At 68.5% G+C, this 18,693-nt stretch carries 20 protein-coding genes; 14 read left to right on the forward strand and 6 right to left on the reverse strand.

Going from position 1 to position 18,693, the window contains the following annotated elements:
• Positions 1–23: 23 nt before the first annotated feature.
• Entirely contained in the window at positions 24–878 is an 855-nt protein-coding gene (locus ACTJKH_RS06505; RefSeq protein WP_440736237.1) for a PhzF family phenazine biosynthesis protein, read from the forward strand.
• A gap of 35 nt (positions 879–913) precedes the next feature.
• Positions 914–1,348, forward strand: coding sequence for an NUDIX hydrolase (locus ACTJKH_RS06510; protein ID WP_259160102.1), 435 nt, complete (start codon positions 914–916; stop codon positions 1,346–1,348).
• A gap of 34 nt (positions 1,349–1,382) precedes the next feature.
• On the opposite strand, the gene ACTJKH_RS06515 is transcribed toward ACTJKH_RS06510, so the two are convergent.
• Positions 1,383–1,763: a VOC family protein gene (locus ACTJKH_RS06515; protein ID WP_210097292.1), complete on the reverse strand. Its 381-nt coding sequence runs from the start codon at positions 1,761–1,763 to the stop codon at positions 1,383–1,385.
• A gap of 78 nt (positions 1,764–1,841) precedes the next feature.
• Positions 1,842–3,713, reverse strand: a complete 1,872-nt coding sequence (locus ACTJKH_RS06520; protein WP_440736436.1) for an FAD-dependent monooxygenase — start codon at positions 3,711–3,713, stop codon at positions 1,842–1,844.
• 132 nt (positions 3,714–3,845) lie between these two features.
• Between ACTJKH_RS06520 and ACTJKH_RS06525 the strand changes: the two genes are divergently transcribed.
• Entirely contained in the window at positions 3,846–4,547 is a 702-nt protein-coding gene (locus ACTJKH_RS06525; protein ID WP_440736238.1) for an IclR family transcriptional regulator, read from the forward strand.
• A gap of 115 nt (positions 4,548–4,662) precedes the next feature.
• Here the strand turns inward: ACTJKH_RS06525 and ACTJKH_RS06530 are convergent, their stop codons facing one another.
• Positions 4,663–6,042, reverse strand: a complete 1,380-nt coding sequence (locus ACTJKH_RS06530; RefSeq protein ID WP_440736239.1) for an MFS transporter — start codon at positions 6,040–6,042, stop codon at positions 4,663–4,665.
• A 142-nt stretch (positions 6,043–6,184) separates the two neighbouring features.
• Here ACTJKH_RS06530 and ACTJKH_RS06535 point away from each other — a divergent pair, with 142 nt between their 5' ends.
• The 9 genes from ACTJKH_RS06535 to ACTJKH_RS06575 all read left to right on the forward strand — a co-directional run bounded on the left by ACTJKH_RS06535 (position 6,185) and on the right by ACTJKH_RS06575 (position 14,681).
• A complete protein-coding gene (locus tag ACTJKH_RS06535; RefSeq protein ID WP_440736240.1) occupies positions 6,185–7,666 on the forward strand; it encodes a fumarylacetoacetate hydrolase family protein in 1,482 nt (493 codons plus the stop codon).
• Positions 7,663–8,349, forward strand: a complete 687-nt coding sequence (locus tag ACTJKH_RS06540; protein WP_440736241.1) for a GntR family transcriptional regulator — start codon at positions 7,663–7,665, stop codon at positions 8,347–8,349. Before ACTJKH_RS06535 ends, ACTJKH_RS06540 begins: the two co-directional genes overlap by 4 nt.
• Positions 8,346–9,842: a 5-carboxymethyl-2-hydroxymuconate semialdehyde dehydrogenase gene (hpaE, locus tag ACTJKH_RS06545; protein ID WP_440736242.1), complete on the forward strand. Its 1,497-nt coding sequence runs from the start codon at positions 8,346–8,348 to the stop codon at positions 9,840–9,842. Before ACTJKH_RS06540 ends, hpaE begins: the two co-directional genes overlap by 4 nt.
• A gap of 14 nt (positions 9,843–9,856) precedes the next feature.
• On the forward strand, positions 9,857–11,017 hold the full coding sequence (hpaD, locus tag ACTJKH_RS06550; RefSeq protein ID WP_440736243.1) for a 3,4-dihydroxyphenylacetate 2,3-dioxygenase: 1,161 nt from the start codon (positions 9,857–9,859) through the stop codon (positions 11,015–11,017).
• 38 nt (positions 11,018–11,055) lie between these two features.
• On the forward strand, positions 11,056–11,841 hold the full coding sequence (locus ACTJKH_RS06555) for a 2-keto-4-pentenoate hydratase (RefSeq protein WP_440736244.1): 786 nt from the start codon (positions 11,056–11,058) through the stop codon (positions 11,839–11,841).
• Positions 11,826–12,629: an HpcH/HpaI aldolase family protein gene (locus ACTJKH_RS06560; protein ID WP_440736245.1), complete on the forward strand. Its 804-nt coding sequence runs from the start codon at positions 11,826–11,828 to the stop codon at positions 12,627–12,629. The genes ACTJKH_RS06555 and ACTJKH_RS06560 overlap by 16 nt, the downstream gene beginning before the upstream one ends.
• A 59-nt stretch (positions 12,630–12,688) precedes the next feature.
• A complete protein-coding gene (locus ACTJKH_RS06565; RefSeq protein WP_440736246.1) occupies positions 12,689–13,228 on the forward strand; it encodes an MFS transporter in 540 nt (179 codons plus the stop codon).
• 66 nt (positions 13,229–13,294) lie between these two features.
• Positions 13,295–13,936, forward strand: coding sequence for a hypothetical protein (locus tag ACTJKH_RS06570; protein WP_440736247.1), 642 nt, complete (start codon positions 13,295–13,297; stop codon positions 13,934–13,936).
• 22 nt (positions 13,937–13,958) lie between these two features.
• A complete protein-coding gene (locus tag ACTJKH_RS06575) occupies positions 13,959–14,681 on the forward strand; it encodes a DUF6882 domain-containing protein (protein ID WP_440736248.1) in 723 nt (240 codons plus the stop codon).
• Positions 14,682–14,701: 20 nt separating this feature from the next.
• On the opposite strand, the gene ACTJKH_RS06580 is transcribed toward ACTJKH_RS06575, so the two are convergent.
• Positions 14,702–15,178: a DUF4188 domain-containing protein gene (locus tag ACTJKH_RS06580; protein ID WP_440736249.1), complete on the reverse strand. Its 477-nt coding sequence runs from the start codon at positions 15,176–15,178 to the stop codon at positions 14,702–14,704.
• 66 nt (positions 15,179–15,244) lie between these two features.
• Here ACTJKH_RS06580 and ACTJKH_RS06585 point away from each other — a divergent pair, with 66 nt between their 5' ends.
• Positions 15,245–15,805, forward strand: coding sequence for a TetR/AcrR family transcriptional regulator (locus tag ACTJKH_RS06585; protein ID WP_440736250.1), 561 nt, complete (start codon positions 15,245–15,247; stop codon positions 15,803–15,805).
• A gap of 58 nt (positions 15,806–15,863) precedes the next feature.
• Complete coding sequence (locus ACTJKH_RS06590; RefSeq protein ID WP_440736251.1) at positions 15,864–16,418, forward strand: hypothetical protein; 555 nt, start codon at positions 15,864–15,866, stop codon at positions 16,416–16,418.
• A gap of 103 nt (positions 16,419–16,521) precedes the next feature.
• On the opposite strand, the gene ACTJKH_RS06595 is transcribed toward ACTJKH_RS06590, so the two are convergent.
• Entirely contained in the window at positions 16,522–17,400 is an 879-nt protein-coding gene (locus ACTJKH_RS06595; protein WP_440736252.1) for a bifunctional methylenetetrahydrofolate dehydrogenase/methenyltetrahydrofolate cyclohydrolase, read from the reverse strand.
• Positions 17,397–18,671: a serine hydroxymethyltransferase gene (gene glyA, locus ACTJKH_RS06600; RefSeq protein WP_440736253.1), complete on the reverse strand. Its 1,275-nt coding sequence runs from the start codon at positions 18,669–18,671 to the stop codon at positions 17,397–17,399. Before glyA ends, ACTJKH_RS06595 begins: the two co-directional genes overlap by 4 nt.
• Positions 18,672–18,693 lie beyond the last annotated feature (22 nt).

Below are 18,693 nucleotides of genomic sequence, written 5' to 3' on the forward strand. Positions count from 1 at the left end.
GTCTGATCGCTAGGCTCCTCGTCATGACCGATGAGCTCGACGTCCTGCGCTACAGCGCCTTCGCGGCGACCCCCGCTGGAGGGAATCCTGCAGGGGTCGTCCTCGACGCAAGCGGCATGAGCGAGGAGCGGATGCAGCGCATCGCCGCCGACGTCGGATACTCCGAGACCGCGTTCGTCGTCGGCCGGGCCGCGGATGCACCGATTCCTCGTTATCGGGTGCGCTATTGGTCGCCTGCGGCGGAAGTGCCGTTCTGCGGTCACGCGACGGTCGCCACCGCCGTCGCCCTCGCCGAGCGCGACGGCACCGGCGACGTGGTCTTCGACACCGATGCCGGGGCCGTCACGCTGCGATCGGTCGCCGACGCAGACGCACGGATCATCGTGTCGTTCACGAGCGTCGAGCCCCAGGTGCGCGATCTCGATCCATCGGTGCTCGAGAGACTCCTGAGCCTGTTGAGCGTCGACGTCGCGGATCTCGACGAGCGCTTCCCTCCGAAGGAGGCGTTCGCCGGCAACTGGCATCCGGTCATCACTCTCCGCGACCGAGAGCTGTTCGATCAGTTCCGCTTCTCCCCCGCCGACGTCGCCGCGCTCATGCGCGAACAGGGATGGCTCGGCACCGTGACAGTGCTGCACGCGGTGAGCCCTGCGGACTTCGACGCGCGCAACCTGTTCCCGGTCGGTCGCATCACCGAAGACCCGGCGACGGGATCAGCGGCGGCATCCGTCGGCGCATACCTGCGTGCGCAGGGCCACTCCGAGAGGACGGTCGGGATCCACCAGGGTGCGCACGTGCGCCGCCCGAGCCTGCTCACGGTGTCCATTCCGGATGCTGGCGGCATCGTCGTGTCCGGTGGCGCGACGCGCATCGGGTGATTCCTCCTGAACCCGGCCTGCGTTAGCCTTCCGGGATGCCTGCCATCCGCAACATCGCCGTCGGTCTGCCCGTGAAAGACGGGCATGTGCTCGCCCTCGAAGGACACGACCGCTCGCGCGGACTCGACTTTCTCCGCGCGATCGGCGGCGGCATCGAGTTCGGCGAGACCGCGGCGGAAGCGCTCCGTCGAGAGTTCATGGAAGAGCTCGGCGTCTCGCTCCAGGATGCGGAGCCTCTCGGCGTCTTCGAGAACATCTTCACCTACGAGGGCGAACCCGGGCACGAGATCGCCCACGTCTTCGCAGTGACCTGTGCGGAGCTCGACGCCGTGCCTCTCGACGCCGAGCTCCGCATCCTCGATGAGGGCAGCCCGGTGCGCTGGGTGCCGATCGCCGACATCGAGTCCGGCATCCGCGTGCTGTTCCCGGTAGGCGCGCCCGAGGGGCTGCGCACGATCTCCGCACGCTGACGCTCCGCGCGCTGACCGCTGACCGCCCGCCGCGTCAGGCCTGCGCGCTGTAGTCCGGCAGCTCCTGCAGGGTCCAGGTGTTGCCGTCGGGGTCGTCGAACCAGACGAAGCGGCCCCAGCCCAGCTCTTCGACGCCCTTCGTCGTCACACCCACGGCCTCGAGTTGAGCCTTCGCCTCATCGGCGTTCGGCACCACCACCTGGATCGTCTTCTGCTGCCCGGGCTCGAGTGGGATCTCGAGCCCCGTGCCGAACGCGATCGAGCAGGCCGAACCGGGCGGGGTCATCTGCACGAAACGCAGACCCTCATACGGCACCTGATCGTGGTCGGGGTTGAATCCGATCTTCGTGTAGAACTCCTTCGAGCGGTCGACATCGGTCACCGGCATGAAGATGAGCTCGATCTTCCAGGTCATCACACACTCCTCGTCGTGGGCGTCGGCGCCCATCGGCCCTCAGGCTACGCGGGACCTCCGACACCCACCAGGGCTCTGTCAGGACGCGGGCAGCAATGCCCCCTCGAAGAACGACGCCAGCTCATCGACGGCATCCAGCGGCAGGATCGCGGCGACGTACTGATCGGGGCGCACCACCACGACGACACCGTCTCGTGAGAGCTCACGCGCCTCGAAGATGTCGATCTCCGTCCACTTCGACGGCCCGGCGGCGTAGACCTTCTCCCAGTCGGTGAGACCGAGCGGACCGGTCCTCGGCTGGAACAGCGCGGGAGCCGACGTGACCTCGACCTCTTCGTACGGCTGCTGGTAGATCGCCTTGACGTCGAAGACGGCGTCCTGATCGGCATCCGCCGGCGTGAAGCGCGCCAGCACAGGCTCCGCCTGCGACGCCCACGCGTCGAGCGTCGCGGCATCCCGACCTCCGAATGCGTAGACGCGCCATCGTCCGTCGGCCTTGGCGTGGTGGCCGAGGTGCACGACGTTGCCGTCGCCCACCCGCACGACCTCTGCCGACTTGAAGCGCTTGCCGAGGGGGAACCCTGCGGCGAGCGCCTGGTGCGCGTCGGAACCCGTGATCATCGACGAGGTGTACTGGGTCATGAATCCGGAGGGGAACTCCGCGGTCGCGAGGTAGTAGGTGGCGAGGTCGCTGGGGTCGATGATCTCCGAGGGCTTGCGCGCCATGAGCGTCGACCACTCCCGGTCGAAGTCGATGAGCTGCTGGGCCACCGGTCGGCGCTCGGCGCCGTACGTCGCGAGCAGCGCCTCGGGCGCCCGCCCGGTGAGGACGGAGCCGAGCTTCCACCCGAGGTTGAAGCCGTCCTGCATCGACACGTTCATGCCCTGACCCGCCTTGGCGCTGTGCGTGTGGCAGGCATCGCCCGTGAGGAACACCCGCGGCGTGCGGCCCGACCCGTCGATCACGTCGTCGAACCCGTCGGTCACCCGGTGCCCCACCTCGTAGACGCTGTGCCAGGCGACCTCCTTGACGTCGAGCGTGTAGGGGCTGAGGATCGCGTTCGCCTTGGCGATGATGTTTTCGATCGGCGTCTGCCGCACTCGGTGGTCGTCGTCTTCGGCGACCTCGCCGAGGTCGATGTACATCCGGCTGAGGTATCCGCCCTCGCGCGGGATGTGCAGGATGTTTCCCGCCTCCGAGTTGATCGCGCACTTGGTGCGCCAGTCGGGGAAGTCCGTGTTCACGAGCACATCCATGACGCCCCAGGCGTGGGCAGCGCTGCCCCCGACGTGCGTTCGCCCGATCGCCTGGCGCACGCCGCTGCGCGCACCGTCGCAGCCCGCGACGTACTTGGCTCGGATCGTGCGTTCCTCACCCGCCCGCTCCCCCGCGACGTATCGCAGCGCGACCTCGACCGGGTACTCGCCCTCGTCGTGCACGGTCAGCCGCATGAACTCGATGCCGTAGTCGGGGACGATGCGACCGGGGCCGTTCGCCGCGGCCTCGGCGAAGTAGTCGAGCACGCGCGCCTGGTTGACGATCAGGTGCGGGAACTCGCAGATGTCGTAGGCGTAGTCAGCGGTGCGCGAGGTGCGCAAGATCTCGCTCGGCGCATCGGGGTTCGGTCCCCAGAAGTTCATCCAGCCGATGTTGTACGCCTCGGCGATGATGCGCTCGGCGAAGCCGAAGGCTTGGAACGTCTCGACGCTGCGCGGCTGGATGCCGTCGGCCTGTCCGAGCACGAGCCGTCCGTCGCGCTTCTCGATGATCCGCGTGGAGACCCCGGGGTACTGCGACATCTGGGCGGCGAGCAGCATGCCCGCCGGTCCGGAGCCGACGATGAGGACGTCGATCTCGTCGGGAAGGTCTGCGGGGCGGTCCGTGCCGATACCCGCGGCATCCTTCACGCGGGGGTCTCCGGAGACATAACCGTGGTGGTGGAACTGCATCGTCGTCGATTCCTTCCGGACTTCTCTGTCAGGTGTTGCCATCGAACGAATCGTGTTCTATATTCGAACACAACGTTCTACTATTGAACAAAGCTTAAAGACGCTCGTCTCGGAACGCAAGGGAGCCCCCGCATGCCCGAAAGCACTCCGGCCTCGCAGACGCTCAGCCGCGGCATCCGGATCCTCGAGGTGCTGGCCGACGCGCGCGCTCCCCTCACGATCGACGAGATCGCCGCACGCCTCGACGTGCACCGGTCCATCGCCTACCGCCTGCTGCGCACGCTGGAAGACCACCGGCTCATCGGCCGCGACGGCTCGGGTTCCGTCACCCTCGGCCCCCGCATGGCGGCCCTCGCGGCCGGCGTCGCCCACGACCTGCAGGCCGAGGCTCTCCCCGAGCTCACCGCGATCGCGAACGAACTCGGCATGACCTGCTTCCTCGGCGTCCTCGACGGCGACGACTGCATCACGCTCGCGAGCATCGAGCCCCGACACGCGATCGCGAGCGTCGCTCAGCGCCCCGGCGCGCGCCACTCCGTGACCGTCGGCGCACCGGGGAAGGCGATCCTGACGCAGCTCCACGCCTCCGAATGGCCGGCCGACGCGGGCAGCGCACTCCGAGCCGAGGTCGACGAAGCACGCACGCGCGGATACGCGACGAGCCACGACGAGGTGATCCCCACCGTGCAGTCGGTCGCGGTCCCCCTCGTGCTCCGCGGTCAGCGCCCCGCGACGATCGCCGTCGTGCACGTCGCCACCGATCTCGACGACGCCGAGATCGCCGAGCGGCTCAGGCGTTCGGCGTCCGCGATCCGCGACGCGCTCGAGGGCTGACGCCGTTCACGATTCAGCATGAGCGGAGAGACGGCGGATGCGTCGCCCCGATAGCTCCGGAGCGACGCATCGCCTGCACCATCGTCGATGCTGAATCGTGGACGGCTGACCGAGCTCAGGCCTTGGCGACGCCGTAGATCGGGCTCACGGACTGCTGCTCCTCGTGGTCCGGCCCCAGCGGGATTCCGGAGCGGTCGCGCAGCAGCAGCGTGGCGATCAGGCCGAGCACCGTCATGCCCGCGAGATACCAGGTGACCGCCTGCGTCGAGCCGGTCGCCTGCACGATCGCGGTCGCGATGGTCGGGGCGAACGCACCACCGGCGATCGCACCGATCGCGTACGAGATCGAGACACCCGAGAAGCGGATGCTGGCAGGGAAGAGCTCCGTGTAGAGCGCCGCCTGCGGCCCGTAGGTGAAGCCGAGGCCGATCGTGAGGATCGCGAGCCCCGCGAACAGCATCCCGATCTCTCCCGTGTTGACCAGCGGGAACAGTGTGAAGACACCCACGAGCTGCATGACCCAGCCGATGATGTACGTCGTGCGGCGACCGATCCGGTCGGAGATCCAGCCCGCCAGCAGCGTCGTGAGCAGCCAGGTCACGGCGGAGCCGGCGACCGCCCAGAGCACGGCACCCCGCTCGAGTCCGATCGGCCCCTCGGGGTCGGTGGCGTATCCCTGGATGTAGCCACCCGTCGTCATGTATCCGACGGCGTTGTTGCCCGCGAACACGAGAGCCGCGATGATCACGAGCAGCAGGTGCTTGCGGAACAGCTGCACGATCGGCATCTTCGCCTTCTCCTTGCGCTCGGCGAGCTCGGTGAAGACGGGGCTCTCCTCGACCTTGCGGCGCACGTAGTAGCCGACGAGGATCAGCACGACGCTCAGCAGGAACGGGATGCGCCACCCCCAGATCGCGAACTGCTCGCCGGGAGCGATCGCCGTCATCAGCGCCATGACGCCCGACGCGAGCAGCAGGCCGAGCGGCACGCCGATCTGCGGCGATGCACCGAAGATGCCTCGCTTGGTGCGCGGGGCGTGCTCGACGGCCATCAGCACCGCGCCGCCCCACTCGCCACCGGCGGAGATGCCCTGGATGATGCGCAGCAGCACCAGCAGGATCGGCGCGGTGATGCCGATCGCGTCATAGGTCGGCAGGATTCCGATCAGCGCCGTCGCCGCGCCCATCAGGATCAGCGTCCACATGAGCACGGTCTTGCGTCCGAGCTTGTCGCCGAAGTGCCCGGCGAGGAAGGCTCCGAGCGGACGGAACAGGAAGCTCACACCGACGGTGGCGAAGGCGATGATGGCACTGTTGGCGCCCAGCGGCTCGAAGAACAGCTGACCGAAGACCAGGCCGACGGCCGTGGCGTAGATGAAGAAGTCGTACCACTCGACGGTGGTGCCGACGACGGTGGCGAACACGACACGGCGCCGATCGGCCGGGGTCGCGATGGTTCCGGTGGGTGTGAACCCAGCCTGTGACTGCCCGCTCATAGGGGTGTCTCCTTTGGTTGTGACCGCATTGTCACGGCTCGCTCGCGAGATGATTTCGAGTTGCTTGCCGAGGGGTGACACGATGATATATGATTTCGAATACGACGCACAAGGCGTCGACGAGAGCGCGAGGAGGCGCACCGTGACGGCATCCATCACCCGCCCCGGAAAGATCATCGCGATCCACCTGAGCTACGCCTCACGTGCTGATCAGCGTGGCCGGCGGCCCGCAGCCCCCTCCTACTTCTTCAAGCCGTCCAGCTCGGTCGGCGTCTCCGGCGGCACGGTCGAACGCCCCGCAGGCACCGAACTGCTCGCGTTCGAGGGTGAGATCGCCCTCGTCATCGGCACCGCGGCCCACCACGTCTCCCTCGACGACGCCTGGGACCACGTCGGGTGGGTCACCGCGTCGAACGACCTCGGGCTCTACGACCTGCGCGCCAACGACAAAGGATCCAACGTCCGGTCGAAGGGCGGTGACGGGTACACGCCCCTCGGCCCCGAACTCATCGACGCACGCACCGTCGATCCCACCGCACTCCGCATCCGCACCTGGGTCAACGGAGACCTGCGCCAGGACGACACGACCGCCGGGCTGATCTTCCCGCTCGCCCAGCTCGTGGCCGACCTCTCCCAGCACTTCACTCTCGAACCGGGCGACGTCATCCTGACCGGAACTCCCGCCGGGTCCTCGGTGATCGCCCCCGGAGACGTGGTCGAGATCGAGGTGGATGCTCCGGATGCCGCGGGCTCCCCCACGTCCGGCCGACTCGTGACGACCGTGACCCAGGGCGAGATCGCCTTCGATGCCGAGGTCGGATCGCTCCCCGCCGTCGACGATCTGCAGCGCACCGAGGCGTGGGGCTCCCGCGAGGAGGCCGGGCTTCCCGCCGAATCGACCGCGCCCGCCCTCTCCCCCGAACTGCGCGCGAAGCTGATGGAGGCGCCGACCGCCGGCCTCTCGGCCCAGCTGCGCAAGCGCGGTCACCATTCGTGCTTCATCGACGGCGTGGCCGCGAACATCCCCGGCAGCAAGATCGTCGGCACCGCGAAGACGCTGCGATTCGTTCCCTTCCGTGAAGATCTGTTCAAGACCCACGGCGGCGGTTACAACGCGCAGAAGCGCACCTTCGACGCCGTCGACGAGGGCGAGATCATCGTCATCGAGGCCAGGGGCGACGCGACGACCGGAACACTCGGCGACATCCTCGCGCTGCGTGCTCGCGCCCGTGGCGCGGCCGGTGTCGTCACCGACGGCGGCGTGCGCGACTTCGACGCGGTCGCCGAGATCGGACTCCCGGTCTTCTCGCAGGGCGCGCACCCCTCGGTCCTCGGCCGCAAGCACGTGCCGTGGGATTCCGACATCACCATCTCGTGCGGCGGCGCGACCGTGCAGCCCGGCGACATCATCGTCGGCGACAGCGACGGCGTCGTCGTGATCCCGCCTGCTCTCGCCGAGCAGGTCGCGGACGACACTCTCGCGCAGGAGATCGAGGACGCCTGGATCGCCGAGCAGGTCGCCGCAGGTCACCCCGTCGACGGGCTGTTCCCCCTCAACGCCGCCTGGCGCGAGAAGTACGAGGCTTCGACCGGCGCGGCGTCCGACCGCGGACCGCGCGCATGACCACCGTCGCGAACGCCAGCAAGTCCGAGCAGGCGTACGCCTGGATCCGCTCCCGCATCTCGGGGCACGTCTTCGGACCGGGGTACCGACTCGTGCTCGGCTCGCTCGCGGAGGAGCTCGGCATGAGCGTCGTACCCGTGCGCGAGGCCATCCGGCGCCTCGAGGCCGAGGGTCTCGTGACCTTCGAGCGCAACGTCGGTGCGCGCGTGACCCTCGTCGACGAGAGCGAGTACGCGCACACCATGCAGACGCTCGGGTTGGTCGAGGGCGCGGCGACCGCGCTCTCCGCGCCGCTCCTCGACGCTGCGGCGCTCGATTCGGCAGAGGCGGTCAACGAGCGGATGACGCGGATGCTCGATCACCTCGATCCCCACGCGTTCACAGAGCTCAACCGCCAGTTCCACTCGCTGCTCTTCGAGCCGTGCCCGAACCCGCACCTGCTCGACCTCGTGCACCGGGGCTGGGCGCGGCTGTCCGGCATCCGAGATTCCACCTTCGCGTATGTACCGGGGCGCGCCCAGCACTCCGTCGAGGAGCACACCGAGATCCTCGAGCTGATCCGCGCAGGTGCAGACCCGCTCGAGATCGAGCTCGCCGCCCGCAACCACCGTCTGCGCACGAGGGACGCCTTCCTCGATGCGCTCCACGCACGTTCTCACCACAACCCAGGAGACGAGTCATGACCGATTCCCGTATCCCCGCCGACCTGCCCGACCACATCCAGCACTACATCGACGGCGCGTTCGTCGACTCGGTCGACGGCGACACGTTCGATGTGCTCGACCCGGTGACGAACAAGACGTACACCACCGCCGCCGCCGGCAAGAAGGCCGACATCGAACTCGCCGTCGCCGCAGCGAAGCGCGCGTTCGACGAGGGCCCCTGGCCGCGGATGCTCCCCCGCGAGCGTTCGCGCGTGCTGCACCGGATCGCCGACCTCGTCGAGTCCCGCGATGCCCGTCTCGCCGAGCTCGAGTCGTACGACTCCGGCCTGCCGATCACGCAGGCTCTCGGCCAGGCCCGCCGTGCCGCCGAGAACTTCCGCTTCTTCGCCGACCTGATCGTCGCGCAGTCCGACGACGCCTTCAAGGTGCCCGGCAAGCAGATGAACTACGTCAACCGCAAGCCGATCGGCGTCGCCGGCCTCATCACGCCGTGGAACACGCCCTTCATGCTGGAATCGTGGAAGCTCGGCCCCGCGCTCGCGACCGGCAACACGGTCGTGCTCAAGCCCGCCGAGTTCACACCCCTCTCCGCCTCGCTCTGGGCCGGGATCTTCGAGGAGGCCGGCCTGCCCCAGGGCGTCTTCAACCTCGTGAACGGCCTCGGCGAAGACGCCGGGGACGCCCTGGTGAAGCACCCCGACGTGCCGCTCATCTCGTTCACGGGCGAGAGCTCGACCGGACAGTTGATCTTCGGCAACGCGGCTCCTTTCCTCAAGGGACTCTCGATGGAACTCGGCGGCAAGTCACCCGCGGTCGTCTTCGCCGACGCCGATCTCGAGGCCGCCGTCGACGCGACCATCTTCGGTGTCTTCTCGCTCAACGGCGAGCGCTGCACCGCAGGCTCCCGCATCCTCGTCGAGCGATCGATCTACGAGGAGTTCGTCGAGCGCTACGCCGCGCAGGCGAAGCGCGTCACGGTGGGCTACCCGCACGACCCGGCCACCGAGGTCGGCGCGCTCGTGCACCCCGAGCACTACGACAAGGTGATGAGCTACGTCGAGATCGGCAAGACCGAGGGCCGCCTCGTCGCCGGCGGCGGACGCCCCGAGGGATTCGACGAGGGCAACTTCGTCGCCCCGACGGTGTTCGCAGACGTCTCCCCCGACGCCCGCATCTTCCAGGAGGAGATCTTCGGCCCGGTCGTCGCGATCACGCCGTTCGACTCCGATGATGAGGCGCTGGCCCTCGCGAACAACACGAAGTACGGCCTCGCCGCCTACATCTGGACGAACGACCTGAAGCGCGCGCACAACTTCGCGCAGTCCGTCGAGGCCGGCATGGTGTGGCTGAACAGCAACAACGTGCGCGACCTCCGCACCCCGTTCGGCGGCGTCAAGGCCTCGGGCCTCGGCCATGAGGGCGGCTACCGCTCGATCGACTTCTACACCGACCAGCAGAGCGTGCACATCACGCTCGGCGGCGCCCACAACCCGACCTTCGGCAAGAACTGAGCAAGGACCCTGCAATGACCGACAAGACTGCGAAGACGCTGACCTCATCGGGCTACTACGTGAGCCAGGAGGCTCCGATCCAGACCGACAACCCGGTGGCGACACCCGAGAGCACGCCCCCGGATGTACTCCGCTGCGCGTACATGGAACTGGTCGTCACCGACCTCGCCGCCTCCCGGGTGTTCTACGTCGACGTCCTGGGCCTGTACGTGACGGAAGAGGACGACGAGGCGATCTACCTCCGCTCGACCGAGGAGTTCATCCACCACAACCTCGTGCTGCGCAAGGGACCGATCGCCGCGGTCGCCGCGTTCTCGTACCGCGTGCGCTCGGCGGCCGACCTCGACCTCGCCGTCGCGTTCTACACCGAGCTCGGCTGCGACGTGCGCCGCAACCCCGAGGGCTTCGTCAAGGGCGTCGGCGACTCGGTGCGTGTGGTCGACCCGCTGGGCTTCCCCATCGAGTTCTTCCACCAGTCCGACCACGTCGAGCGGATGTCGTGGCGCTACGACCTGCACATCCCCGGCGAGCTCGTGCGTCTCGACCACTTCAACCAGGTCACCCCCGACGTGCCGCGTGCGGTCAAGTTCATGCAGGATCTCGGGTTCCGCGTGACGGAGGACATCCAGGACGACGAGGGCACCGTGTACGCCGCGTGGATGCGCCGCAAGCCCACCGTGCACGACACCGCGATGACCGGCGGCGACGGGCCGCGCATGCACCACGTGTGCTTCGCGACGCACGAGAAGCACAACATCCTCGCGATCTGCGACAAGCTCGGCGCCCTCCGTCGCTCCGACGCGATCGAACGCGGCCCCGGCCGCCACGGCGTCTCGAACGCGTTCTACCTGTACCTGCGCGACCCCGACGGCCACCGCGTCGAGGTCTACACGCAGGACTACTACACGGGCGACCCCGACAACCCCGTCATCACGTGGGACGTGCACGACAACCAGCGCCGCGACTGGTGGGGCAACCCGGTCGTGCCCTCGTGGTACACCGAGGCCTCGCTGGTGCTCGATCTCGACGGCAACCCGCAGCCGGTCGTGGCGCGCACCGACAGCTCCGAGATGGCCGTCACGATCGGTGCAGACGGCTTCTCGTACACACGGCCCGACGACGAGGCCATGCCCGAGTACAAGCAGGGCGAGTACAAGCTCGGCCACCAGCTCTGATCGATTCGCCCGCAGGTTCAGGCACAGAGGAGACACGGATGCTGTCCGCAGACACCGTCACGCAGATCGCCGCGGAGCTCGCCGAGGCCGACCGGAGCCACTCCGTGATCCCTCGGATCACCGCGCGGTATCCGGAGGCGACTGTCGAGGATTCGTATGCGATCCAGGGCGTGTGGCGCGACTCGCAGGTCGCGGCCGGGCGCCGGCTGGTCGGCCGCAAGATCGGCCTGACGTCCAAGGCGATGCAGCAGGCCACGGGCATCACCGAGCCCGACTACGGCGTCATGTTCGACGACACCGTGTACGAGTCGGGAGCCGAGATCCCCGTCGATCACTTCTCGAACGTGCGCATCGAGGTCGAGCTCGCCTTCGTGCTCAAGCATCCGCTGGAGGGCCCCGACTGCACTCTCGACGACGCACTCGCGGCGATCGACTACGCGGTGCCGGCGCTCGAGGTGCTGAACTCGCACATCGAGCTCGAGGGGCGCACGATCGTGGACACGATCAGCGACAACGCCGCGTACGGCGCGATGGTGCTCGGAACCGTTCGCAAGCGCCCGGACGAGATCGACCTCCGCTGGGTGCCCGGCGTACTGTCGCGCAACGGCGAGATCGAGGAGACCGGCGTCGCTGCCGGCGTGCTGGGGCACCCCGCCACCGGTGTCGCGTGGCTCGCGAACAAGTTCCACCAGCACGGCGCGCGTCTGGAGGCCGGGGAGATCATCCTGGCAGGATCGTTCACACGCCCGATGTGGGTGTCGCGCGGCGATCAGGTGCTGTGCGACTACGGACCGATGGGAACGATCGAATGCCGCTTCATCTGAGCCCCTCCTTCCGCGAGCAGCTCGCCACCTCCGACCGATCGCTGATCGGCATGTGGGCCTGTTCGGGCAGCCCGCTCGTCACCGAGGTGGCCGCAGGATCCGGCCTCGACTGGATGCTCATCGACATGGAGCACTCGGCGAACACGCTCGAATCGACCCTGCTGCAACTGCAGGTCGTCGCCGCGTATCCGATCACTCCGGTCGTGCGGGTGCCGTTCAACGACGCCGTCGCGATCAAGCAGGTCCTCGACCTCGGCGCACAGAACCTCATCGTGCCGATGGTCTCGTCCGCCGACGAGGCACTGGCCGCCGTCGCGGCGACCCGCTATCCGCCCGAGGGCGTGCGCGGAGTCGGCAGCGCTCTCGCCCGCAGTGCCCGCTGGAACCGCGTCGACGGCTATCTTCAGGACTCCGCCACGCACACGTCTCTGACGGTGCAGGTCGAGACGGCTGCCGGAGTCGAGGCGGCCGCTGAGATCGCTGCGGTCGACGGCGTCGACGCCGTCTTCGTCGGTCCGTCCGACCTCTCGGCGTCGATGGGCCTGCTGGGCCAGCAGGCGCATCCGGAGGTCGTGTCCGCGGTGGAACGGGTCTTCGCGGCGGTGAAGGCTGCAGGCAAGCCCGTCGGAGTCAACGCTTTCGATCCGTCCGCGGCCGACGCCTACATCGCCGCCGGTGCGGACTTCGTCGCCGTCGGTGCCGACGTGGCGATGCTCGCGCGGGCGTCCGAGGCGCTGGCCGCGCGCTTCATCACTGCATCCGACGACGCGCCCCGCGCGAGCTACTGACGCCGGCGCCGCCCGTCCGGGTGGCAGGATTGACGGATGCAGAGAAGCGAGGCGCCGTCATGATCCGCGCCCTCGCGGCGATGCAGGACAAGGGATTCCGCTGGTTCTTCCTCGCCCGCGCGATCACGCTGATCGCCGGATCGATGTCGTCGATCGCCCTGGCCTTCGCGGTGCTCGAGATCGACAACGACGCCCGCTCCCTGTCGCTCGTGCTCGCCGCGTTCACCGTCAGCAACATCGTCTTCCTGCTGTTCGGAGGAGTGATCGCCGATCGTCTGCCGCGCGCGCTCATCATCCAGTCCTGTTACGTCATCGACATCCTGACGGTCGGGGCGATGGCGACGCTCCTGTTCAGCGGCACGGCCACGGTTCCCCTGCTCGCCCTGCTGTCCGTCGTCAACGGCGCCTCCACGGCATTCGTGCTGCCGGCGATGCAGGGGATCATCCCGCAGCTCACCTCGCCCGAGCATCTGCAGCAGGCGAACGCGATGCTGTCGTTCGTGCGCTCAGCGACCACGATCGGCGGGCCGATCATCGCCGGCATCGTGGTCGCCGCCGCCGGCCCCGCCTGGGCGATGGTCGTGCAGGGGATCGGTTGAGTCATCGCCATCCCCGTCCTGGCTCTGGTCAGGCTCCCTCCCCCGGATCATGCCGGGGGAACGACGATGTTCCACGACCTCCGTGTCGGCTGGCGCGAGTTCTGGAGTCGCACCTGGCTGTGGGTGATCGTGCTCGCCTTCATGGTGATGAACGCGATCCACATCGGCGCCTGGGGCGTCGTCGGTCCGTACATCGCGAAGAACGACGAGCGGCTCGGCATCGCCGGCTGGGGGTGGGTGGTCAGCGCCGAAGGCGTAGGCATCCTGCTGATGACCCTCGTCCTGATGTGGTTCCCGCTCAAGCGGCCACTCCGCTACGGGATGATCGGCATGGCCGCGTTCGCCATCCCCCTCACGACCCTCGGCGTGCACCCGGCCGTGATCCTGCTCGCGATCGCCGCGTTCATCGCCGGCGCGGGCGCAGAGGTCTTCAGCACGGGCTGGAACCTGGCGATGATGGAGAACATCCCGGGCGACAAGCTGTCACGCGTCTCAAGCTACGACATGCTCGGGAGCTACGTGGTGATGCCCATCGGCACCCTCGTCTACGGATGGCTCATCACCCACAGCGACGTCACCACCGTGCTCGTCACATCGGGGATCCTCTACGCGACGATCGCAGTGGTGACCCTCGCCGTACCGAGCGTCTGGCGCATGGGACGCCCGGCCGACGCCGTGAACGGCCGCGCAGAGTTGGCGGATTCATAGCAATCCGGGCGAGACTGGGCTCATGACCTTCGCCGCGCTCCAGCCGCTCGCAGACCGTGCCGCACTGTTCACCGCCCTTCGCCAGGATTCGCTGGCCACGGCTCTCGAAAGCCTCGGCGACAACCGCTGGGATGCCGACATGGCCGCGGGAACCCTCACCTTCACGTCGAACGACGACCCCTCGCGACAGCTCGTGACGCGTGCACACCTCGTCGCGACCATCGCCCCCGGGCCGCGCTCGCTGCTCTGGGCGTGGGCGCATCCGCAGGGAGACGCCGCCGGTGTCGCCGCGCAGCTGCGTGACTACGGCACCGAGCACGGCATTCCCGAGCTCAGCCAGACCGAACTCCCCTTCCCCGAAGACGCGGCCGGCGATGCCGAGTGGATCACGAGGGCCGCTCACACGGTCGGCGCGGTCGCCGTCGAGCTCACCGGTCGTGCGCCGTACTACCTCGCACCGGTCGGCGGTGGCACGTACGCGGTGTTCCTGCTCGACGCGCCGCTCCCCCCGTTGACGGTCGCCTCCGCGGCCATCGTCCTCCCCCGCATCCTCTCGGGCCTGGCACTGCCCGACGCCCGCACCGCGGTCTGGGATGCCGCCCGCCTGGCCGGCTGGACACTCACCTGGACCGATGAGGCCTTCACGGGTGCCACGATCACCGACAGCACAGGCACGGCGACGTTCCGCTTCGACGAGCAGGCGCGCATCACGAACATCGAGAGCAGCCTGCACCCCCAGGGCTGATCCTCGTCGAAGACAGCGCGTCAGCGGCCCAGCCGCTGGCGCGCTGTCTTCGTTCCGGGCCCCACGGGTGCGTGCGTGGTGGCCGCCGCGAGTCCGAACGCGGGCATGTCGACGTACACGGCCTCGAGATCAGCGGTCGGGACCTGATACGTCTCGTGCCAGACCCCCACGCTGCCTGTCCCCTGCAGCGTCTTCATGAAGTCGCGCCACGGCTCCAGGTGCGGCGCATCCCGGTCGGCGGCGAAGCGCTGCAGATGCTCGGGACTCTCCCAGTACGACAGCAGGATCGTCGTGCGGCCGAACCAGCTGTGGGCACCGAGCATGCCGGCATCCGCGTGCGTCGCGAGGTGGCGCAGCATCGGCGGCATCTTGCTCGCGGTCCGCATCACCCGGCCGATCTGCCACCACCTGTTCGCGCGCATCCCGATCAGGAACACGGTGACATCCGATCGGCCGGGGGCCGCGGTGAAGCGGCCGGGAAAGACCTGCTGAGTCATGGTTCACTCCTTGGAACATAGTTATGTAACTGCGTTATACAACAACGTTACGGTAAGCTCGACCCCATGGCAAGACCTCCCCTGTACGACGACGCGCTGCGTGACCGCCTCCTCGACGCGACCGCCATGATGGTCGACGAGAAGGGGCCTGAGCGCATCAGCCTCCGCGACATCGCGCAGAACGCGGGCACCTCGACCTCGGCCGTCTACTCCCTCTACGGCGGCAAGACCGAGCTTCTCGTCGCCGTGATCGAGCACGGCTTCGCATCGTTCGGCGACGCACAGGCCGCAGCAGAACCGCAGGGGCTGCGCGCTCTCGGGCTCGCGTATCGGGAGTGGGCGATGGCCAACCCCGCGCTCTACCGCCTCATGTTCGGCGGCGGGGTGGCCACCGAGGACTGCCGCCCGGACGACGCGACCATGAGCACGGCGATGGCGCCGCTCGTACGCGCACTCGCGGCACGCGTCGACGAGTCCGAGGTGATGGCCGCGGCACTCACCGTCTGGGCGCAGGTGCACGGTGCCGTGAGCCTCGAGCTCGCGGGGGTGACTCCCCCGAACGTGCCGTGGGACTCGGTGTACGGCACTGTCGTGGATGCGGTCGAGCGCGCCTTCCCCGCACGCTGAGCACTCCCGGCTCGCCAGGGAGGTGCCGCAGCATCCAGGATTGTGGAATTCTGGTCGCATGAAGAACGGAATCGTCCGGTTCGCCGCCCTCTACGTGTTCAACGTCGCGGTGCTGCTGCTCATCGGCCTGTTGTCCGCCGGTGTCTCCGTCGGATTCCACGCGCTCTGGGCCGCGGTCATCCTGACTCTCGCCGCGCTGTTCGTGAAGCCGCTGCTCACCGGCGCCTTCCGCAAAGCCGCGGCGAAGTCCGCGGCCGATCGCACGAAGACCGGCGAGAAGGTCGTGCAGTACGTCCTCGTCTACCTGGTCGAGCTGATCATCTGGGTGGCTGTCGTCTGGCTGAGCGGTGTGCGCGCCTCCGGCTTCTGGAGCTACGCGCTTCCTCCGCTGCTCCTGCTGTTCGGCTGGATGATCTACGACCAGGTCGACGACAGGCTGCGGGCGAAGGCCGGCGAGCTGTATGACGCCGTGCAGGGCAGAGTCTCGGGCAGGAAGGCCGCGTCGGCCTCTGCCCCCACGGCCGCGGAGACACAGGCCACCGCCGAGGCGCGTGAAGAGCTCCAGGACGGGCTGACGCCGGAGCAGCGCCGGATGCTGGACGAGCTCGGCTGAACGCAGACGGTCCCGATCTGCGGACCTCGTCCCGATTCGCAGGCGAATCAGCGGGAGAGGTCAGCGGATCGGGACCGGATGCGCAGATCGGGACCGATGCAGGTCAGACGAGGCGTTCTGCCGCCTCGACCACGTTGGTCATGAGCAGTGCGACGGTCATCGGGCCGACGCCGCCGGGGTTCGGCGAGACCCAGCCCGCGACCTCTGCCACGTCGGGGTGTACGTCGCCGAAGACCAGGTTCTTGCCGGTCTCGGGGTCGGTCTCGCGCGTCACGCCCACATCGAGAACCGCGGCACCGGGCTTCACGTCCTCGGCGCGGATGAGGTGCTTCACGCCGGCCGCTGCGACGATCACGTCGGCCTCGCGCAGGTAGCGCGGCATGTCGACCGTGCCGGTGTGCGTCAGCGTGACCGTGGCGTTCAGGTCGCGGCGGGTCAGCAGCAGGCCGATGGAGCGACCGATGGTCACCCCTCGACCCACGACCACCACGTGCTTGCCCGTGAGGTCGTAGCCGTTGCGCAGCAGCAGCTCGATCACACCGCGCGGCGTGCACGGCAGCGGGGTGTGGATCGGGTTATTGACGTTGAGCACGAGCCGACCGAGGTTGGTCGGGTGCAGGCCGTCGGCATCCTTCGCCGGGTCGATCCGCTCGAGGATCGCATCGGTGTCGATGTGCTTCGGCAGCGGCAGCTGCACGATGTAGCCGTGGCAGTCGGGGTCGGCGTTGAGCTCGTCGATCAGCGCCTCGACGTCAGCCTGGGTCGCGTCGGCCGGCAGCTCGCGCTGGATGGAGTTCATCCCGATCGCCTCGGACTGACGGTGCTTCATGCCGACGTAGAGCTGGGATGCCGGATCGGCGCCGACGAGCACGGTCGCGATGCCCGGGACGATGCCCTTCGCCTTGAGCGCGGCGACCCGCTCGGTCAGCTCGGCCTTGATCGCAGCCGACGCCGCCTTGCCGTCGAGGATCGCAGCGGTCACTGCTGCAGGTCCGGGTAGAGCGGGAAGCCTGCGGCGAGCGCGTCGACGCGAGCGCGGAGGGCCTCGACATCGGCACCCGGGAGCAGTGCGAGAGCGATCACGTCTGCGACCTCGGTGAACTCCGCGTCGCCGAAGCCGCGGGTCGCGAGCGCGGGCGTGCCGATGCGCAGCCCCGAGGTCACCATCGGCGGACGCGGGTCGTTCGGAACCGCGTTGCGGTTGACCGTGATGTGGATGTCGTGCAGCAGGTCTTCGGCCTGCTTGCCGTCGATCTCGGCCTCGCGAAGGTCGACGAGCACCAGGTGCACGTCGGTGCCGCCGGAACGGACTCCGATGCCGGCATCCTTCACGTCCTGCTGCGAGAGGCGCTCGGCGAGGATCGCCGCGCCGCGCAGGGTGCGCTCCTGGCGCTCCTTGAACTCGGGGGTGCCTGCGAGCTTGAACGCGGTCGCCTTGGCGGCGATCACGTGCATGAGGGGTCCGCCCTGCTGCCCGGGGAACACGGCCGTGTTGATCTTCTTCGAGAGGTCGGCGTCGTTCGTCAGGATGAAGCCCGAGCGGGGGCCGCCGATCGTCTTGTGCACGGTCGACGAGACGACGTGAGCGTGCGGCACCGGGTTCGGGTGCAGCCCGGCGGCGACGAGGCCGGCGAAGTGCGCCATGTCGACCCAGAGCAGCGCGCCGACCTCGTCGGCGATCGCACGGAAGGCGGCGAAGTCGAGCGTGCGAGGGTAGGCGGACCAGCCGGCGATGATGACCTTGGGCTTGTGCTCGATGGCGAGGCGACGCACCTCGTCCATGTCGATCGTCGAGGTCTCGGGGTCCACACCGTAGGCGACGATGTCGTAGAGACGGCCCGAGAAGTTGATCTTCATGCCGTGCGTCAGGTGACCGCCCTGGTCGAGCGCGAGCCCGAGAAGGGTGTCGCCGGGGCGCGCGATCGCGTGCAGCACGGCGGCGTTGGCGGATGCGCCGGAGTGCGGCTGGACGTTGGCGAACTCCGAACCGAACAGGTCCTTCGCACGCTGGATCGCGAGCTCCTCCGCGACGTCGACCTCTTCGCAGCCACCGTAGTAGCGGCGACCCGGGTAGCCCTCGGCGTACTTGTTGGTCAGCACGGAGCCCTGCGACTGCAGGACCGAGACGGGGACGAAGTTCTCGGATGCGATCATCTCGAGGAACGTCTGCTGGCGCTTGAGCTCACGATCGAGGACCTGAGCGATCTCGGGGTCGACCTCGGCGAGCGGGGCGTTGAAGTAACGGTCGGTCATGACATGCTCCTCTGACAACGGA

The sequence above is a fragment of the Microbacterium sp. 22215 genome (assembly GCF_052045655.1).
In the GTDB taxonomy this organism is placed as follows: domain Bacteria; phylum Actinomycetota; class Actinomycetes; order Actinomycetales; family Microbacteriaceae; genus Microbacterium; species Microbacterium phyllosphaerae.

What these genes read in the sequence shown, in the direction of transcription:
- ACTJKH_RS06505 (WP_440736237.1), top strand. Translation starts at nt 24, where the DNA reads ATGACCGATGAGCTCGACGTCCTGCGCTACAGCGCCTTCGCGGCGACC.
- ACTJKH_RS06510 (WP_259160102.1), top strand. Translation starts at nt 914, where the DNA reads ATGCCTGCCATCCGCAACATCGCCGTCGGTCTGCCCGTGAAAGACGGG.
- ACTJKH_RS06515 (WP_210097292.1), bottom strand. Translation starts at nt 1,763, where the DNA reads ATGACCTGGAAGATCGAGCTCATCTTCATGCCGGTGACCGATGTCGAC.
- ACTJKH_RS06520 (WP_440736436.1), bottom strand. Translation starts at nt 3,713, where the DNA reads ATGCAGTTCCACCACCACGGTTATGTCTCCGGAGACCCCCGCGTGAAG.
- ACTJKH_RS06525 (WP_440736238.1), top strand. Translation starts at nt 3,846, where the DNA reads ATGCCCGAAAGCACTCCGGCCTCGCAGACGCTCAGCCGCGGCATCCGG.
- ACTJKH_RS06530 (WP_440736239.1), bottom strand. Translation starts at nt 6,042, where the DNA reads ATGAGCGGGCAGTCACAGGCTGGGTTCACACCCACCGGAACCATCGCG.
- ACTJKH_RS06540 (WP_440736241.1), top strand. Translation starts at nt 7,663, where the DNA reads ATGACCACCGTCGCGAACGCCAGCAAGTCCGAGCAGGCGTACGCCTGG.
- hpaE (WP_440736242.1), top strand. Translation starts at nt 8,346, where the DNA reads ATGACCGATTCCCGTATCCCCGCCGACCTGCCCGACCACATCCAGCAC.
- hpaD (WP_440736243.1), top strand. Translation starts at nt 9,857, where the DNA reads ATGACCGACAAGACTGCGAAGACGCTGACCTCATCGGGCTACTACGTG.
- ACTJKH_RS06555 (WP_440736244.1), top strand. Translation starts at nt 11,056, where the DNA reads ATGCTGTCCGCAGACACCGTCACGCAGATCGCCGCGGAGCTCGCCGAG.
- ACTJKH_RS06560 (WP_440736245.1), top strand. Translation starts at nt 11,826, where the DNA reads ATGCCGCTTCATCTGAGCCCCTCCTTCCGCGAGCAGCTCGCCACCTCC.
- ACTJKH_RS06565 (WP_440736246.1), top strand. Translation starts at nt 12,689, where the DNA reads ATGATCCGCGCCCTCGCGGCGATGCAGGACAAGGGATTCCGCTGGTTC.
- ACTJKH_RS06570 (WP_440736247.1), top strand. Translation starts at nt 13,295, where the DNA reads ATGTTCCACGACCTCCGTGTCGGCTGGCGCGAGTTCTGGAGTCGCACC.
- ACTJKH_RS06575 (WP_440736248.1), top strand. Translation starts at nt 13,959, where the DNA reads ATGACCTTCGCCGCGCTCCAGCCGCTCGCAGACCGTGCCGCACTGTTC.
- ACTJKH_RS06580 (WP_440736249.1), bottom strand. Translation starts at nt 15,178, where the DNA reads ATGACTCAGCAGGTCTTTCCCGGCCGCTTCACCGCGGCCCCCGGCCGA.
- ACTJKH_RS06585 (WP_440736250.1), top strand. Translation starts at nt 15,245, where the DNA reads ATGGCAAGACCTCCCCTGTACGACGACGCGCTGCGTGACCGCCTCCTC.
- ACTJKH_RS06590 (WP_440736251.1), top strand. Translation starts at nt 15,864, where the DNA reads ATGAAGAACGGAATCGTCCGGTTCGCCGCCCTCTACGTGTTCAACGTC.
- glyA (WP_440736253.1), bottom strand. Translation starts at nt 18,671, where the DNA reads ATGACCGACCGTTACTTCAACGCCCCGCTCGCCGAGGTCGACCCCGAG.